The following is a 16731-nucleotide window of genomic DNA, read 5'->3' as shown; positions in this document are numbered from 1 at the left end:
GAGAGGCCGATGGCGGAGTCGTACGAGTAGCGGCCGCCGACCCAGTCCCAGAACTCGAACATGTTGTCCGGGTCGATGCCGAAGTCCGTCACCTTCTCGGCGTTCGTGGAGAGGGCCACGAAGTGCCGGGCCACCGCCTTTTCGTCGCCCCCCAGCCCGTTCAGCAGCCAGGTGCGGGCCGAGGTCGCGTTGGTGATCGTCTCGATCGTGGTGAACGTCTTGGAGGCGACGATGAACAGGGTCTCCGCCGGGTCCAGGTCACGGGTGGCCTCGTGCAGGTCGGCGCCGTCCACGTTGGACACGAACCGGAACGTCAACTCCCGTGCCGTGTAGGCCCGCAGGGCCTCGTAGGCCATCGCGGGACCCAGGTCGGAGCCGCCGATGCCGATGTTGACGACGTTGCGGATGCGCTTGCCGGTGTGGCCGGTCCACTCGCCCGAGCGGACCCGCTCGGCGAAGGCGCTCATCTTGTCCAGGACCGCGTGCACCCGCGGTACGACGTTCTCGCCGTCGACCTCGACCACCGCGTCCCGCGGGGCGCGCAGCGCCGTGTGCAGCACCGCGCGGCCCTCGGTGATGTTGATCTTCTCGCCACGGAACATGGCGTCCCGCAGCCCGAACACGTCGGTCGCGGTGGCCAGTTCCTGGAGCAGGGCCAGGGTCTCGTCCGTGACCAGGTGCTTGCTGTAGTCGATGTACAGGTCGCCGACCCGCACTACGTAGCGCTCGGCGCGCGCCGGGTCGGCCGCGAACAGCTCACGCAGGACCGGCTGCCCCTGACCGCGGTGGTCCTCCAGGGCGGCCCACTCGGGCCGGTGGGTGAGTTCGGGGGTGTCAGGCATGGGAGACGGCCTCCTTGGTGCCCTCGGCGCGCAGGGCGATGGCGTACATCTCGTCGGCGTCGAGGCGGCGCAGTTCCTCGGCGATCAGTTCGGAGGTGGGGCGGACCTTGAGGGCCAGGGTGCGCGGCGGCTGGCCCGGCAGGGTCAGGCTGGCGAGCGGGCCCTCGGGGCGGTCGATGACGATGTCGCCGTTCGCGGTGCCGAGGCGCACCGCCGTGACGACCGGTCCCTCGGAGACCACGCGGTCCACCGTGACCTTGAGGCGCGCCTCCAGCCAGCGGGCGAGGAGTTCGGCGCTGGGGTTGTCGGCCTCGGCCTCGACGGCCGCCGAGGTCACCGTGACCCGGGCCTGGTCCAGGGCGGCGGCCAGCATGGAGCGCCACAGGGTGAGCCGGGTCCAGGCGAGGTCGGTGTCGCCGGGCGCGTAGTTGCGGGCGCGGGTCTCCAGGACCTGCATCGGCCGCTCGACCGCGTACAGATCGGTGATCCGGCGCTGCGCGAGCGCGCCGAGCGGGTCCTTGGACGGGGTGTCCGGGGCCTCCACCGGCCACCACACCACCACCGGGGCGTCCGGCAGCAGCAGCGGCAGCACCACGGAGTCGGCGTGGTCGGAGACCTCGCCGTAGGTGCGCAGCACGACCGTCTCGCCGGTGCCGGCCTCGGAGCCGACCCGGACCTCCGCGTCCAGCCGGGAGGCGGTGCGGTCGCGCAGGGTGCGGGCGTGCCGCTTGATGACGACCAGGGTGCGCGAGGGGTGCTCGTGCGAGGCTTCCTCGGCCGCCTTGATGGAGTCGTAGGCGTTCTCCTCGTCCGTGACGATCACCATCGTCAGGACCATGCCCACCGCAGGGGTTCCGATGGCGCGGCGACCCTGCACCAACGCCTTGTTGATCTTGCTTGCCGTGGTGTCGGTCAGGTCGATCTTCATGGCCTGCGCCAGCTCCGTCCGTCTCGTGCGAGCATCTCGTCCGCTTCCTTGGGTCCCCAGCTGCCCGACTCGTACTGCGCGGGCCTGCCATGTTTCGCCCAGTACGTCTCGATCGGGTCGAGGATCTTCCAGGACTCTTCCACTTCCTGGTGACGGGGGAACAAATTGGCGTCGCCGAGCAGCACGTCCAGGATGAGCCGCTCGTACGCCTCCGGGCTGGACTCGGTGAACGACTCGCCGTACGCGAAGTCCATCGTCACGTCCCGGATCTCCATCGAGGTGCCCGGCACCTTGGAGCCGAACCGGACGGTCATGCCCTCGTCGGGCTGGACCCGGATGACGATCGCGTTCGCGCCGAGCTCCTCGGTGGCCGTGGAGTCGAAGGGGGAGTGCGGGGCCCGCTTGAAGACCACCGCGATCTCGGTGACCCGGCGGCCCAGCCGCTTGCCGGTGCGCAGGTAGAAGGGGACGCCCGCCCAGCGGCGGTTCTCGATGCCCAGCTTGACGGCCGCGTACGTGTCGGTCTTCGACTTCGGGTCGATGCCGTCCTCGTCGAGGTAGCCGATGACCTTCTCGCCGCCCTGCCAGCCCGCGGCGTACTGGCCGCGCACGGTGTGCCGGCCCAGGTCGTCGGGCAGCCGCACCGACTTCAGCACCTTCAGCTTCTCGGTGAGCAGCGCGTCCGCGTCGAACGCGATCGGCTCCTCCATGGCGGTCAGCGCCATCAGCTGGAGCAGGTGGTTCTGGATGACGTCACGGGCCGAGCCGATGCCGTCGTAGTAGCCGGCGCGGCCGCCGATGCCGATGTCCTCGGCCATGGTGATCTGGACGTGGTCGACGTACGACCGGTTCCAGATCGGCTCGTACATCTGGTTGGCGAAGCGCAGCGCCAGGATGTTCTGGACGGTCTCCTTGCCCAGGTAGTGGTCGATGCGGAACACCTGGTCGGGGTCGAACACGTCGTGCACGACCGCGTTCAGGTCCTGCGCCGACGCCAGGTCGTGGCCGAACGGCTTCTCGATGACCGCGCGCCGCCAGGCCCCCTTGGGCGGGGTGGCGAGACCGACCTTCTTCAGCTGCTGGACGACCTTCGGGAAGAACTTCGGCGGCACCGAGAGGTAGAAGGCGAAGTTGCCGCCGGTGCCCCGGGAGCTGTCCAGCTCGTCGACGGCCGCCTTGAGCTGCTTGAACGCGGTGTCGTCGTCGAAGTCGCCGGGGATAAAGCGCATGCCCTCGGCGAGCTGCTGCCAGACCTCCTCGCGGAACGGGGTCCGGGAGTGCTCACGCACCGCGTCGTGGACGACCTGGGCGAAGTCCTGGTCCTCCCAGTCCCGGCGGGCGAAGCCGACGAGCGAGAAGCCCGGTGGCAGCAGTCCGCGGTTGGCCAGGTCGTAGACGGCCGGCATCAGCTTCTTGCGGGACAGGTCGCCGGTCACCCCGAAGATGACCAGACCGGACGGTCCCGCGACCCGCGGCAGCCGTCGGTCGCGCGCGTCGCGCAACGGGTTGTCCCAGTCCGCGGCGGGCGCCACCGGCACCCGCACGTCCTTGGCTGTCTCGCTCATTACGCATCGACTCCCTTGCTGTTCAGGGACTTCGTGACGGCGTCCAGCAACTCCTGCCAGGCCACCTCGAACTTGGCGACGCCCTCGTCCTCCAGCTTGCCCACGACCTCGTCGTAGGAGATGCCCAGCTTCTCGACGGCCGCGAGATCCGCGCGGGCCTGCGCATAGCCGCCGGTCACCGTGTCGCCGTGGATGTCACCGTGGTCGGCGGTCGCGTTCAGCGTGCCCTCGGGCATGGTGTTGACGGTGCCCGGTGCCACCAGCTCGTCGACGTACAGGGTGTCCTTGTACGCGGGGTCCTTCACACCGGTGGAGGCCCACAGCGGACGCTGCTTGTTGGCCTTCGCACCGGCGAGCGCGGTCCAGCGGGCGCCGCCGAAGACCTCCTCGTAGGCCTGGTAGGCCAGCCGGGCGTTCGCCAGCGCGGCCTTCCCCTTCAGCGCCAGCGCCTCGTCCGTGCCGAGCACGGTCAGCCGCTTGTCGATCTCCGCGTCGACGCGGGAGACGAAGAAGGACGCCACGGAGTGGATCGCGGCGAGGTCCAGGCCCTTGGCGGCGGCCTGCTCCAGGCCCGTCAGGTAGGCGGCCATGACCTCGCGGTAGCGGTCCAGGGAGAAGATCAGCGTGACGTTGACGCTGATGCCCTGGGCGATGACCTCGGTGATCGCGGGCAGCCCCGCCCTGGTCGCCGGGATCTTGATCATCACGTTGGGGCGGTCGACTAGCCAGGCCAGCTGGCGGGCCTCGGCGACCGTGGCCGCCGTGTCGTGGGCGAGGCGGGGGTCGACCTCGATGGAGACCCGGCCGTCCCGGCCGCCCGTCGCGTCGTACACCGGGCGCAGCACGTCGGCGGCGGCCCGCACGTCCTGGGTGGTCATCATCCGCACGGCCTCGTCGACCGTGACACCCCGCACGGCGAGGTCGGCGAGCTGCTCCTCGTAGCCCTCGCCCGAGCCGATGGCGGCCTGGAAGATCGAGGGGTTGGTGGTCACGCCCACGACGTTCTTCGTGGCGACCAGCTCCGCGAGGTTGCCGGTGCTGATCCGCTTGCGCGACAGGTCGTCCAGCCAGATCGAGACACCCTCGTCGGAGAGGCGCTTGAGTGCTCCCGCGGTGGCGGTTGCTTCGGTCACAGTGATCATCTTCCTCTACTGAACTGTTTCTGGCTGGTCGATCAGGCGGTGCGGGCGGCGGCCAGGGACTCGCGGGCCGCGGCCGCCACGTTCTCGGGGGTGAAGCCGAACTCGGCGAACAGGGTGCCGGCGTCCGCGGAGGCACCGAAGTGCTCCAGGGAGACGATCCGGCCGGCGTCGCCGACGAACCGGTACCAGGTCAGGCCGATCCCGGCCTCCACGGCGACCCGGGCCCGCACGGCCGGCGGCAGGACGCTCTCGCGGTACTCGCGCGGCTGCTCCTCGAACCACTCCACGGACGGCATCGACACCACCCGGGTGCCGGTCCCCTCGGCCTCCAGGAGGTCGCGGGCCGCGACGGCGAGGTGCACCTCGGAACCGGTGGCGATCAGGACCACCTCCGGGGTCTCGGTCGACGACTCGCGCAGCACGTAGCCGCCCTTGGCCGCGTCCGGGTTCGGCGCGTACGTCGGCACGCCCTGGCGGGTCAGCGCGAGCCCGTGCGGGGCCGGGTGCGTGGCGTGCCTCTTCAGGATCTCGGCCCAGGCCGTCGCGGTCTCGTTGGCGTCGGCCGGGCGGACGACGTTCAGGCCCGGGATGGCGCGCAGCGCGGCCAGGTGCTCGACGGGCTGGTGGGTGGGCCCGTCCTCGCCGAGGCCGATGGAGTCGTGCGTCCAGACGTAGGTCACGGGGAGCTGCATGAGCGCCGACATCCGCACGGCGTTGCGCATGTAGTCGGAGAACACCAGGAAGGTGCCGCCGTAGATCCGGGTGTTGCCGTGCAGGGCGATGCCGTTCATCTCGGCGGCCATCGAGAACTCGCGGATGCCGAAGTGGACGGTACGGCCGTACGGGTCCGCCTCGGGCAGCGGGTTGCCCGCGGGCAGGAAGGAGGACGTCTTGTCGATGGTGGTGTTGTTGGAGCCCGCGAGGTCGGCGGAGCCGCCCCACAGCTCGGGCAGCACCGGTCCGAGTGCCTGGAGGACCTTGCCGGAGGCGGCGCGGGTGGCGACCGCCTTGCCCTCCTCGAAGACGGGGATCGCGGACTCCCAGCCCTCGGGGAGCTGACCGGCCACGACCCGGTCGAAGAGCGCGGCCTGCGCGGGCCGCGCGGTGCGCCACTCGGCGATGCGCTTGTCCCAGGCCGCGTGCGCCTCGGCGCCCCGGTCCAGGGCGCGGCGGGTGTGGGCCAGCACCTCGGCGTCCACCTGGAAGGACTGCTCCGGGTCGAAGCCGAGGAGGCGCTTGGTGGCGGCGATCTCGTCGGCGCCGAGCGCGGAGCCGTGGGCGGCCTCGGTGTTCCGCGCGTTCGGGGCGGGCCAGGCGATGATCGTGCGCATCGCGATGATCGAGGGCCGTCCGGTCTCGGCCTGCGCCGCCTTCAGCGCCGTGTACAGGGCCCGCGGGTCCACGTCGCCCTCGGCGGTGGGCTCGACGCGCTGGGTGTGCCAGCCGTAGGCCTCGTACCGCTTGAGCACGTCCTCGGAGAAGGCGGTCGCGGTGTCGCCCTCGATGGAGATGTGGTTGTCGTCGTAGACGAAGACGAGATTGCCGAGCTTCTGGTGGCCGGCCATCGAGGAGGCCTCCGCGGAGACGCCCTCCTCCAGGTCGCCGTCGGAGACGATCGCCCAGATCATGTGGTCGAAGGGGGAGGTGCCCTCGGGGGCCTGCGGATCGAACAGGCCGCGCTCGTAGCGGGCGGCCATGGCCATGCCCACGGCGTTGGCGACGCCCTGGCCGAGCGGTCCCGTGGTGGTCTCGACACCGGCGGTGTGCCCGTACTCGGGGTGGCCCGGGGTCTTCGAGCCGTGCGTGCGGAAGGCCTTGAGGTCGTCGAGCTCCAGCTCGTACCCGGCGAGGAACAGCTGGGTGTAGAGGGTCAGCGAGGTGTGCCCGGGGGAGAGGACGAACCGGTCGCGGCCGGTCCACTCCGGATCGGCCGGGTCATGACGCATCACCTTCTGAAAGATCGTGTACGCGGCCGGGGCCAGGCTCATCGCGGTGCCCGGGTGTCCGTTGCCGACCTTCTGCACCGCGTCGGCCGCGAGAAGGCGGGCCGTGTCCACGGCGCGCCGGTCGAGGTCGGTCCACTCGAAGCCGTCGTCAAAGCCGGCTGCTGTCTGCGTGCTCATCTTCAAGAAGTCCTCGTTCGAAGCGTTCTGGCTGGCCTGACGCGTTCAAAAGTAAAAGTCTGACTTAATGGAGGGAAGGTCGGGGTGTGTCAGTCTGTGGTGAAAGTGGGACACGGATCTTCGACAGGGACGGCACGAGAAGGACATGGCGGACAGAACGCCCGGCGCGGCGGGTGACGGTGACGGAATCAGAACCTTCCCCTTCCCGGTGGATCTGAGCGTCGGCGGTGTCGGCATGCAGGTGGGCCCGATGGGATCCGGGCGCCGGTGGCACGCCGACGCCCCGCTGGAGCGGGTGCACCGCATCGACTTCCACGTGGTCATGCTCTTCACCGCGGGCCCGGTCCGCCACATGATCGACTTCGCCGAGTACGAGGCGGGCGCCGGCGATCTGCTCTGGATCAGGCCCGGGCAGGTGCACCGCTTCTCGCCGACCTGCGAGTACCGCGGAACCGTCCTGACCATGCAGCCCGGCTTCCTGCCGCGCGCGATCGTGGAGGCGACCGGCCTGTACCGCTACGACCTGCCACCCCTGCTCCACCCCGACCGACCGCAGCTCAGCGCGTTGCAGGCGGCGTTGGCGAACCTGCAACGCGAGTACGAGGACGCCGATACCCTCCCTCCGTCCCTCCATGCCTCGGTGCTGCGGCACTCCCTCACCGCGCTGCTGCTGCGCCTCGCCCACCTCGCGGCCAGTTCGGCGGAGGCGGCACGCCGTCAGGCCGATACCACCTTCACCCTTTTCAGGGACGCGGTGGAGAAGGACTTCGCCACGAACCACAGCGTCAGCGCCTACGCCGACGCCCTCGGCTACTCCCGGCGCACCCTGGTCCGCGCGGTCCGCGCCGCGACCGGTCAGACCCCGAAGGGCTTCATCGACAAGCGGGTCGTGCTGGAGGCCAAGCGCCTCCTGGCCCACACGGACCTGCCCATCGGCCGCGTCGGCGCGGCCGTCGGCTTCCCCGACGCGGCGAACTTCTCCAAGTTCTTCCAGCTGCACACCGGGCAGACCCCGGTGGCGTTCCGGGCGGAGCTGCGCTGACACGGCGACGGCGCCGGGGAGTTCCCCGGCGCCGCCGCGTGCCCGCCTCGTGGGTCAGTGCCCGAAGTCGAACCAGTTCACATTGACGAAGTCGGCCGGCTGGCCGCTGCTGAAGGTCAGATAGACGTCGTGGGTGCCCGTGACCGAGCCGATGTTCGCCGGGATCGTCGTCCAGGTCTGCCAGCCGCCCGTGTTGGCCACCGCGAAGCTGCCGACGGGGGCGTTGGACGGGCTGTCGAGCCGGACCTGGACCAGGCCGCTCACCCCGGAGGCCGCGCCGCTCGCCACCCTCGCGTAGAACTGGGTGGCCGCCGTGGAGCCGAAGTTGACGCCCTTGTAGAGCGCCCAGTCGCCGTTGGCCACGTACCCGATGTCCTGGCCGCCGCCGGTGTCGGTGGTGGTCTCGGCGGTCACCCCGGACTGGCTGTCGTACGACTCGGCCTGGATGGGGCTGTACGCGTCCCGGTTGCCGGTGGGCGGGGGAGTGGTACCGCTCCCACCGGACTGGAGGACCTGCACGTAGTCCACGACCATCGGGTGGCCGGACTCCGTGGCGCTGGTGGGGCCGCCGCCGAAGGCGCCCGGGAAGCCGCCGCCCATCGCCACGTTCAGGATGACGAAGAACCCGTGGTTGGTGGCGTTCGCCCAGGTCGTGGCGTCGACCTGACTGGCCGTCACGGTCTGGTAGTTGACGCCGTCGACGTAGAAGCGGATCGCTTCCGGGCTCACCGAGCGGTCCCACTCCATCGTGTAGGTGTGGAAGCCGGACTGGCAGGTGGTGTTGGGGCAGGCGGTCGAATTGCCCAGCCCCGTCGTCTCGTTGCAGGGGCCGCCCGGGTTCGTGCCGCAGTGCATGGTCGCCCACGTCTTGTTGATGCCGTTGACGTTCTCCATGATGTCCAGCTCGCCGACGCCCGGCCAGTTCTGGTAGTTGCCCCGGTACGGGGCGCCCAGCATCCAGAAGGCCGGCCAGTAGCCGAGGGCCGCGTTGCCCGTGACGTCGGGCATCTGGATGCGCGCCTCGACGCGCAGCTTGCCGCCGGCCGGGGGCTGGAAGTCGGTGCGGGTGGTCTCGATCCGGCCCGACGTCCAGTTGCCGGCCGCGTCGCGGACCGGCGTGATCTTCAGGTTGCCGCTGCCGTCGAGGGCGACGTTGCTGGTGGACGAGGTCATCCGCTCGACCTCGCCGGTGCCCCAGTTGGCGGCGCCTCCGGGATACGAGGTCCCGGTGTCGTACTGCCAGTTGGCGGTGTTGACGCCGGTGCCCGCGGCGCCGTTGAAGTCGTCGAGGAAGACCTGGCTCCAGCCGGACGGCACCCCGGGCGCGGAGGCGCTGGCAGGGAGGGTGGCGGCGGTCGCGAGGGCCGCGGCCAGACCGAGGGTGCTCAGGACGGCGACGAGAGCCCGCCGCCGTCTGGATATACCGGAGGTTTCGCTCATGGGGGTGCCTCTCGGGGTACGGGGGGAGTGAGCGCGGGTGTCTTCGAGAGCTCTTGAGAGCGCTCTCAAAGTGGGCCCAATGTGCTCCCCGTGCCTGCGGCCGTCAAGAGTTAAAACAAAGAATCACTTTGTTCCCCAACCGAGTTCACGCGCTGAAGTCGGGCGTGCGCTACACGGCGCTGCCCGCCTTCCAGTCCGCCCACGACAGGTTCCAGCCGTTGAGGCCGTTCGACGGCTCCACGGTCCTCTCGCCGGAGTTCTTCACGATCACGACGTCGCCGAGCATCGAGCTGTCGTAGAACTTGTAGCCGTCCACGGACGTGTCGTTCGCGCCCTTCGCGTCGTGCAGGCCGACGCAGCCGTGGCTGGTGTTCTTGTGCCCGAACACCGAGGTGGACGCCCAGTAGTTGCCGTGCACGAAGGTTCCGGAGGTGGTCAGGCGCTGGGCGTGCGGGACGTCGGAGATGTCGTACTCGTCGCCGAGGCCGACCGTGGAGGACTCCATGCGGGTCTGCTTGAACCGCTCGCTGATCACCATGATCCCGGACCAGGTCGTGTGGTCGGAGTCGCCGCCCGAGACCGGGTAGGTGGCGATCACCGAGCCGTCGCGCCTGACCGTCATCTCCTTGGTGGCCAGGTCGACCGTGCTGATCTGCCCACGGCCGATGTGGAAGGTGACGTCCTTGGACTGGACGCCGTAGACGCCGTCCGCGCCCTGTACGTCCTTGAGCCGCAGGCCCAGCGTGATCTTCGTGCCGGGCGCCCAGTAGGTCTCGGGGCGGAAATCGAGCCGGGTGTCGCTGAACCAGTGGCCCACGATCTCCACCGCGGGCTCGGCGGTCACGGTGATCGCCTTCTGGACGGCGGCCCGGTCGGACACGGCGTGGGTGAAGTTGACCGACACCGGCATGCCGACGCCGGAGGTGGAGTCCGCCTCCGGCGTGAAGTAGCCGACGAACGTCTCCCCGGGGGACTTCGTGGTGAAGGTGGCCACCGCCTCCTCGGCCGCGCCGCGCGCCTTCGCGGTCACCGTGTACCTGGTGCCCGAGTACGGGTTCCTCGCCGACGTCCACTTCGTCCTCGCGGCGTCGAAGGAGCCCGCCAGGGTGGAGCCGTCGTTGCCCTCGACCGTGACGGAGGCCAGCGTGCCGTCGGTCACGGTGACCTCGACCGGGCTGGTGAAGCCGGCCTTCGTGCTGCCCGAGGCCGGCGTGACCGTGATCGTCGCCTTCCTGGTCACCGGCTTCGCCGAGGCCGTGGCACCCTTGCCGTCCGGCGCGGCCGAGGCGTCCGCCGGGGAACCGCATCCGGCCAGTGCCACACCCGCGGGGACCGCGCCCAGAGCGGCGAGGATCCCGCGCCGGGACCACTTCCCCGACTGCCGTCCGGACCGGTTCGATATGTGCTGGACGCCCACGCCACGCCTTCCTGACTTGTCCACCTGTGTCAGGGCATCCTGCGCCCGTTGTATGGGCGGCACCTTTGAATCACGGGGGTCGTCCCTGAGATTCCGATGAGGAGCGGGGATGCGGAGCGGGGGCCGGCGGGACCGGCGGGTCCCCCCCGGAGGAGTCGGCCGGAACCCGGGTTGTCCGCGCCCCCGATCCTGAACACAGTGTGAACGCCCGGGAGGAACGCGCCGGAAACACCGGGCTCGCCCAGTCGCCGGAGGTGTTCCGTGACCGACGTCCGCACACGGCAGAGCGTGGCCATCGTGGGAGCGGGGGCGGCGGGCACCCTCACCGCCGTCCAGCTCTGCGAGAGCGCGCACCGCCGCCGGACTCCGCTCGACCTCGTCCTGATCGACCCGGCCCCGGAGGCGGGCCGGGGCACCGCCTACGCCACCCGCGACCCCCGGCACCGCCTCAACGTGCCCGCGGGCGCCATGAGCGCCTACCCGGACGACCCCGGACACTTCGTCCGCTGGCTGTGCCGGCACGGCGAACCCACCGTCAGCGGCGCCGACTTCGCCACCCGCTACCGCTACGGCGCCTACCTCGCCGACACCCTCGGCCAGGCCCTCGTCCGGGCCCACGGCACGGTCGCGGTACGCCGGCTGCGCACCCGTGCGCAGAGCTGTACCGGCACCCCCGACGGCCGGGTGGAGCTCCAGCTCGCCGCCGGGGGACCCGTGACGGTGGACGGCGCGGTCCTGGCCACCGGTCCCGCGGGTGCCACCGCCCGCTGGGCGCCGGCCGCGCTGCGCACCTCGCCCCGGTTCGTCGGTGCCCCCTGGGCACCGGGCGCCCTGGACCCCCTACGGGACAGCCCCGAGGACATCCTGCTGGTCGGCACCGGCCTGACCGCGGTCGACCTCGCCCTGAGCCTCGACCGGCCCGGGCGCACCCTGCACGCCCTCTCCCGCAACGGACTGCTGCCCCAGGCGCACGCTCTCGGCCCGGCCGGCGCCATGCCCGCACCGGACGGCCTCGACGACACCTCGCTGGGCCGGCTGCGCCGCGTGGTCTGGCGCCACGTCAGCCGCTCCGTGCGCACCCACGGCGACTGGCGCCCCGCCCTGGACAGTCTCCGTCCGCACACCGCACGGCTGTGGCGCAGTCTCACCCCGCAGGAGCGCGAGGACTTCCTGGCCCGCGAGGGCGCCCTGTGGAACACCCACCGCCACCGGATGGCGCCCGCCACCGCCGAGCACGTCTCCCGCGCCCGCACCGCCCGCCGCCTCCAGGTCCACACCGGCACGGTCACGCGGGTGACGGCCGCCGGGACCGGTGGTCTCGCGGTCGAGCTCTCCGACGGCCGTACCCTGGGCGTCGGTTGGGTCGTCGACTGCACCGGCCCCGGCCGCCGCCTCGACGACCCGCTGTGGCAGCGGCTGTTCGCGTCGGGCGCGGCCGTCCCCGGCCCCCTCGGCATGGGTGCGGCCACCCGCGACGGCCGGCTCCTCGACGCCCGTGGCCGTACCGGGCTGCCCCTGTTCACGCTCGGGGCGCCGCGCCGGGGCGAACTGTGGGAGACCACCGCGATACCCGAGATCCGGGTCCAGGCGGCCGAGCTGGCACAGCAGCTGCTGCCGCCACCGGAGCGCAGGCGGGCCGGGCGGCGTCCCGTCGACGGTCACGGGCAGCCCCTGTCCACCCACGCCGACGCGGCCGCCGCCTACCGCAGCGGGCTCGACCGGGTCCTCAAGGTGCGCTCCGGCGCGGAGGACGCCTTCGCCCGCGCGGTCGCGCTGGACCCCGGGTTCGCCCTCGGCCACGCGGCCCTCGCCCTGCTCGGCCACGAGTGCGCCGCCGCCGTCGACGTGCCCCGCGCCCTCGCCGACGCCCAGCGCGCGGCGAGGGAGCGCGCGGACGAGCGTGAGCGGTCCTTCGTGGACGTGGTGACGCGCCGGGTGACCGGTGACGACGGGGACGGGGCGCTCGTACGGCATCTGCGGGAGCACCCGGGGGACGCGCTGGCGCTCGCGGCGGCCGTGCCGACCATCGCGTTCTCCGGGGTGAGCGATCTCCAGGACGCCGACGCCCTGCGGCTGCTCCAACTGACCTCGCCCGTGTACGACGGACACTGGTTCCACACCTCGCTGCTGGCCTTCCTGCGCCAGGAGCAGGGACGGCTGCACGAGGCGGGGGAGCTGGCCCACCGAGCGCTGGCCGCCGAGCCCGCCTCCGGGCACGCGGTGCACGCCCTCGCCCACGTCCACTACGAGTCCGGGGCGCACGAGGCGGGCCGGGACTGGCTCGACGGGTGGGTGGCCGGGCGGGGCCGGGGGGCCGTGCACCGGGCGCACTTCTCCTGGCACATCGCCCTGCACGAACTCGCCCTCGACGACCCGGGTGCCGTGCGCCGCCGCTGGTTCGGTCAGCTCGCGCCGGGCCGGGTGCGTGGCCTGCGGGCGCTGGTGGACTCGGGGTCGCTGCTGTGGCGGGCCCGGCTCAGCGACAGTTGGGAGGGCGAGCTGCCGGCGACGGACGTGCTCGACTCGGTGGCCCGGGAGGTGCTGGAACGGCCCGCCACCGCGTTCACCGCGCTGCACGCGGCCGTCGCCCTCACCGCCGCCGGGGACCTGCCGGCGCTGCACCGGCTCCGCGACCACGCGGCGGGTGCCGATCCGGTGCAACGGGAGGTGATCGCTCCGCTGTGCGAGGCGTTCGCGGCACTGGTCGAGGAGCGGTTCCACGAGGCGGCCCGGGGGCTCGACGCCCTGCTGCCGGTGCTGGCCAGGGTCGGCGGCAGCGCGGCCCAGCGCGAGGTGGTCGAGGAGACCCTGCTGTACGCGCTGGTCGCGGCGGGCCGCTGCGACGCGGCCCGCCGGCTCCTGGACACCCGCCTGAACCGCCGAGGCACCCCGCGCGACCGCCGCCTGCGCGCAACCCTGCCCTCCTGAACAACGACCACCCCCCGACCCCGCCCCGCCGCCCTCGGCCGGCCACCCCCATCCAGCAGCCGCGCTGCCGCCGGGGCTTCACGGCCGTGGACGGCGGTGGGGGCTAGCCGTCGTCGACGGTGGGTGGTGGGTGCCAGCCCAGGGCTCGGGAGATGCCGCGGGCCGCCAGGCGTACCGCCGGGATCAGGGCCGGGACCTGGGCGTCCGCCTGGGGCACCACCACCGAGACGGCCGCGGCCACCTGCCCCGTCGCCCCGCGCACCGCGGACGCCACCGACAGCGCGTCGTCGGTGACCTGACGGCTGCTCACCGCCACTCCGGTGCGGCGCACCTCGGCCAGGGACCGGCGCAGCCGGGCCGGGTCCGTGATGGTGTACGGCGTGAAGGCGGCCAACGGGCCCGCGCAGTAGTCCTGCTGGAAGGCGGGCGGCTCGTGCGCGAGCAGCGCGAGACCCACGCCCGTCGCGTGCAGCGGCCAGCGCGCGCCCACCCGGATGTGCACCCCCACCGCGGAACGCCCCGAAAGCCATTCGATGTAGACGACCTCGGTGCCGTCCCGCACCGCCAACTGCACGTTCTCGTGCGTGGCTTCGTACAGGTCCTCCAGGTACGGCAGCGCGATCTGGCGCAGCGCGAGACCCCGGGGAGCGAGCGCCGCCAGCTCCCAGAGCCGTAGCCCCACGTGGTAGAGACCCTCCGCGTCCCGCTCCAGCGCGCCCCACTCGGTGAGCGCGCCGGCCAGCCGGTGCGCGGTGGTCAGCGACAGCCCGGCCCGGCGGCTGATCTCGGTCAGGGTCAGCGCCGGGTGCCCGTGGTCGAACGCGGCCAGGACCGCCAGCAGCCGGTCCGGCGCGGAGCGGGCGACGGTGGTCATGGCCGGTCGGCGACGCGCAGCAGGAGCGCGTGGAGGGCCTCGCGCTCGGCGGGGCCGAGCGGGGCCAGCAGGTCGTTCGTCACCCGCCGGCCCGCCTCGTCGGTGTCCCGCAGGAAGGCCCTCCCGTTCTCCGTGAGGACGACGATCCGGCTGCGGCGGTCGTCGGGGGCGGGGCGCCGCTCGGCGAGGCCCTGCTTCTCCAGGTCGTCGACCAGGCCGACGATCGCGCTCGGGTCGTAGCCGAGCCGGGTGCTCAGCTCCCGTTGGAGCACCCCTTGCGACGTGGCGAGGAACCGCAGCACCGCGTAGTGGCGCAGCCGCAGCCCCGACTCCTGCAGGAACGTGTTGAACAGCTGTCCCGACCGCAGGCCGAGGCGGTACAGCAGGTAGCCCGTGTCCGCGTGCAGCCCGCGCATCCACGGCTCGTCGGCGTCGATGGCGGGCGTCTTCTCGGTGTGCTGGCGGGCGATGGCGGGCTCCCTGGTACGGGCCCCGGCGGCGGGGCGGTCGGTGGCACGGATTCCAGCATGACGCACCCGTGGGACGGCAACAACTATTGACGTCAACAATTATTGCTCTTAGCTTCGATCTCGCAGCCGCACCCATGCGACCCACGTGAAGGGACCAGCCGTGCCCACCATCGATCTCACCGGCAAGGCCGCCGTCGTCACCGGCAGCGGCCGGGGCCTCGGCCTCGCCTACGCGCACGCCCTCGCCGCCCACGGCGCGTCCGTGGTCGTCAACGACGTGGACGAGGCCGTCGCCGAGCAGGCCGTGAAGTCCATCACGGAAGCCGGCGGCACCGCCGTCGCCGAGGTGGTCCCGGTCGGCACCGCCGAGGCTGCCGACCGGCTCGTGAACCGGGCCGTCGAGGAGTTCGGCCGCCTGGACGTGCTGGTCACCAACGCGGGCATCCTGCGCGACAAGGTGCTGTGGAAGATGACCGACGACGACTTCGACGCGGTCGTCACCACCCACCTCAAGGGCACCTTCACGTGCGCCCGCGCCGCCGCCGTGCGGATGCGCGAGCAGGGCGACGGCGGCACCCTGATCCTGGTCGGCTCCCCGGCGGGGCAGCGCGGCAACTTCGGCCAGACCAACTACGCCGCCGCCAAGGCGGGCATCGCGGCCATGGCCCGTACCTGGTCGATGGAGCTGGGCCGGGCGAACATCACGGTCAACGCGATCGTCCCGGTGGCCGCCACCGCCATGACCGAGACCATCCCCGCCTTCGCCCCCTACGTCGAGGCGATGCGCGCCGGCGAGCCGCTCCCCGACTTCCTGCGCAAGGGCGAGGGCTTCGGCACCCCCGAGGACTGCGCGGCCCTCGTGCCCTTCCTGGCCTCCGAGGCCGCCCGGGGGATCACCGGTCAGGCCATCGGCATCGGCGGCGACAAGGTGGCACTCTGGTCGCACCCGCAGGAGATCCGGGCGGCCTACGCCGACGGCGGCTGGACCCCGGAGACCCTCGCCGACGCCTTCCCCACCTCGGTCGGCGCCGAACTCCAGTCCGTGGGCATCCCCGCGCCCAAGCTGCCGGAGGCGTGATGGACATCGAGGCACTGACGGCGATCGACGTCCACACGCACGCCGAGGTCTCCTCCCGGGGCCACGCCTCCCTCGACGACGACCTGCACGACGCCTCCGCCGCCTACTTCAAGGTCGAGGGCAAGCGGAAGCCGACGATCGAGGAGACCGCCGCCCACTACCGGGAACGGAACATGGCCGCCGTGATCTTCACGGTGGACGCCGAGTCCGCCACCGGCACCCCGCCGGTCCCCAACGAGGAGGTCGCGGAAGCCGCCGCGGCCAACTCCGACGTGCTGATCCCCTTCGCCTCCGTGGACCCCTTCCGCGGCAAGGCCGGCATCCGGCAGGCCCGCCGGCTGGTCGAGGAGTACGGGGTGAAGGGCTTCAAGTTCCACCCCAGCATCCAGGGCTTCTTCCCGAACGACCGCGCGGTGGCCTACGGCCTCTACGAGGTCATCGAGGAGACCGGCGCCATCGCCCTCTTCCACACCGGCCAGACCGGCATCGGGGCGGGCGTCCCGGGCGGCGGCGGGATCCGCCTGAAGTACTCGAACCCGCTGCACGTCGACGACGTCGCCGCCGACTTCCCGCACCTGAAGATCATCCTGGCGCACCCCTCCTTCCCGTGGCAGGACGAGGCCCTCGCCGTCGCCACCCACAAGCCGGGCGTGCACATCGACCTGTCCGGCTGGTCCCCGAAGTACTTCCCGCCGCAGCTCGTGCAGTACGCGAACACACTGCTCAAGGACAAGGTCCTGTTCGGCTCCGACTTCCCCGTCCTCACCCCCGACCGCTGGCTCGCCGACTTCGCGAAGCTGCCGATCAAGGACGAGGTCCGGCCGAAGATCCTCAAGGAGAACGCCGCCCGTCTGCTCGGGCTGACCAAGCCGTAAGGGGTCG

The 16731-nt window shown here is 72.0% G+C and carries 12 protein-coding genes and 1 pseudogene; 4 read left to right on the top strand and 9 right to left on the bottom strand.

Annotation, left to right across the window (positions count from 1 at the left end; genetic code table 11):
* From AB0G52_RS27315 to tkt, 5 genes and pseudogenes are all read right to left on the bottom strand, one after another.
* Nucleotides 1-842 (bottom strand): annotated as a pseudogene (locus AB0G52_RS27315) (glucose-6-phosphate isomerase); the annotation flags it as partial.
* Nucleotides 835-1770 carry a glucose-6-phosphate dehydrogenase assembly protein OpcA gene (gene opcA, locus AB0G52_RS27310; protein ID WP_132887130.1) on the bottom strand — a complete coding sequence of 312 codons (936 nt, stop codon included), beginning with the start codon at nt 1768-1770 and terminating at the stop codon, nt 835-837. The gene opcA and the pseudogene AB0G52_RS27315, both read right to left, overlap by 8 nt.
* On the bottom strand, nt 1767-3335 hold the full coding sequence (zwf, locus tag AB0G52_RS27305) for a glucose-6-phosphate dehydrogenase (RefSeq protein WP_132887131.1): 1569 nt from the start codon (nt 3333-3335) through the stop codon (nt 1767-1769). The genes opcA and zwf overlap by 4 nt, the downstream gene beginning before the upstream one ends.
* Nucleotides 3335-4477, bottom strand: a complete 1143-nt coding sequence (gene tal, locus AB0G52_RS27300; protein WP_132887132.1) for a transaldolase — start codon at nt 4475-4477, stop codon at nt 3335-3337. The genes zwf and tal overlap by 1 nt, the downstream gene beginning before the upstream one ends.
* A 32-nt stretch (nt 4478-4509) precedes the next feature.
* Nucleotides 4510-6600 (bottom strand): transketolase, encoded by a 2091-nt coding sequence (gene tkt / locus AB0G52_RS27295; RefSeq protein ID WP_132887133.1) that lies wholly within the window; start codon nt 6598-6600, stop codon nt 4510-4512.
* A 145-nt stretch (nt 6601-6745) separates the two neighbouring features.
* Here tkt and AB0G52_RS27290 point away from each other — a divergent pair, with 145 nt between their 5' ends.
* The gene (locus AB0G52_RS27290; protein ID WP_132887134.1) at nt 6746-7642 is read left to right on the top strand and encodes an AraC family transcriptional regulator; all 897 of its coding nucleotides are present in this window, start codon (nt 6746-6748) and stop codon (nt 7640-7642) included.
* A 54-nt stretch (nt 7643-7696) separates the two neighbouring features.
* Here AB0G52_RS27290 and AB0G52_RS27285 read toward each other — a convergent pair whose 3' ends face one another.
* On the bottom strand, nt 7697-9082 hold the full coding sequence (locus AB0G52_RS27285) for a glycoside hydrolase family 16 protein (protein WP_132887135.1): 1386 nt from the start codon (nt 9080-9082) through the stop codon (nt 7697-7699).
* Nucleotides 9083-9251: 169 nt separating this feature from the next.
* Nucleotides 9252-10499 (bottom strand): Ig-like domain-containing protein, encoded by a 1248-nt coding sequence (locus AB0G52_RS27280; protein WP_361339536.1) that lies wholly within the window; start codon nt 10497-10499, stop codon nt 9252-9254.
* Nucleotides 10500-10760: 261 nt separating this feature from the next.
* Here AB0G52_RS27280 and AB0G52_RS27275 point away from each other — a divergent pair, with 261 nt between their 5' ends.
* Nucleotides 10761-13427: an FAD/NAD(P)-binding protein gene (locus AB0G52_RS27275; protein WP_207921639.1), complete on the top strand. Its 2667-nt coding sequence runs from the start codon at nt 10761-10763 to the stop codon at nt 13425-13427.
* A gap of 103 nt (nt 13428-13530) precedes the next feature.
* On the opposite strand, the gene AB0G52_RS27270 is transcribed toward AB0G52_RS27275, so the two are convergent.
* On the bottom strand, nt 13531-14301 hold the full coding sequence (locus AB0G52_RS27270) for an IclR family transcriptional regulator (protein ID WP_132887137.1): 771 nt from the start codon (nt 14299-14301) through the stop codon (nt 13531-13533).
* Nucleotides 14298-14717 (bottom strand): MarR family transcriptional regulator, encoded by a 420-nt coding sequence (locus AB0G52_RS27265; protein WP_132887661.1) that lies wholly within the window; start codon nt 14715-14717, stop codon nt 14298-14300. The genes AB0G52_RS27270 and AB0G52_RS27265 overlap by 4 nt, the downstream gene beginning before the upstream one ends.
* A 214-nt stretch (nt 14718-14931) precedes the next feature.
* Between AB0G52_RS27265 and AB0G52_RS27260 the strand changes: the two genes are divergently transcribed.
* Nucleotides 14932-15849 carry an SDR family oxidoreductase gene (locus AB0G52_RS27260; protein WP_132887138.1) on the top strand — a complete coding sequence of 306 codons (918 nt, stop codon included), beginning with the start codon at nt 14932-14934 and terminating at the stop codon, nt 15847-15849.
* Entirely contained in the window at nt 15849-16724 is an 876-nt protein-coding gene (locus AB0G52_RS27255) for an amidohydrolase family protein (RefSeq protein WP_132887139.1), read from the top strand. Before AB0G52_RS27260 ends, AB0G52_RS27255 begins: the two co-directional genes overlap by 1 nt.
* Nucleotides 16725-16731: the final 7 nt, after the last annotated feature.

It is taken from the genome of Streptomyces sp. NPDC021562 (genome assembly GCF_040640875.1).
Lineage (GTDB): Bacteria > Actinomycetota > Actinomycetes > Streptomycetales > Streptomycetaceae > Streptomyces.
This window is presented reverse-complemented; position numbering and strand designations above follow the sequence as displayed.

Bases quoted from the DNA above. Each gene is read 5' to 3' on its own strand.
- opcA (WP_132887130.1), bottom strand. From the start codon at position 1,770: ATGAAGATCGACCTGACCGACACCACGGCAAGCAAGATCAACAAGGCG.
- AB0G52_RS27270 (WP_132887137.1), bottom strand. From the start codon at position 14,301: ATGACCACCGTCGCCCGCTCCGCGCCGGACCGGCTGCTGGCGGTCCTG.
- tkt (WP_132887133.1), bottom strand. From the start codon at position 6,600: ATGAGCACGCAGACAGCAGCCGGCTTTGACGACGGCTTCGAGTGGACC.
- AB0G52_RS27285 (WP_132887135.1), bottom strand. From the start codon at position 9,082: ATGAGCGAAACCTCCGGTATATCCAGACGGCGGCGGGCTCTCGTCGCC.
- AB0G52_RS27255 (WP_132887139.1), top strand. From the start codon at position 15,849: ATGGACATCGAGGCACTGACGGCGATCGACGTCCACACGCACGCCGAG.
- AB0G52_RS27290 (WP_132887134.1), top strand. From the start codon at position 6,746: ATGGCGGACAGAACGCCCGGCGCGGCGGGTGACGGTGACGGAATCAGA.
- AB0G52_RS27265 (WP_132887661.1), bottom strand. From the start codon at position 14,717: ATGCGCGGGCTGCACGCGGACACGGGCTACCTGCTGTACCGCCTCGGC.
- zwf (WP_132887131.1), bottom strand. From the start codon at position 3,335: ATGAGCGAGACAGCCAAGGACGTGCGGGTGCCGGTGGCGCCCGCCGCG.
- tal (WP_132887132.1), bottom strand. From the start codon at position 4,477: ATGATCACTGTGACCGAAGCAACCGCCACCGCGGGAGCACTCAAGCGC.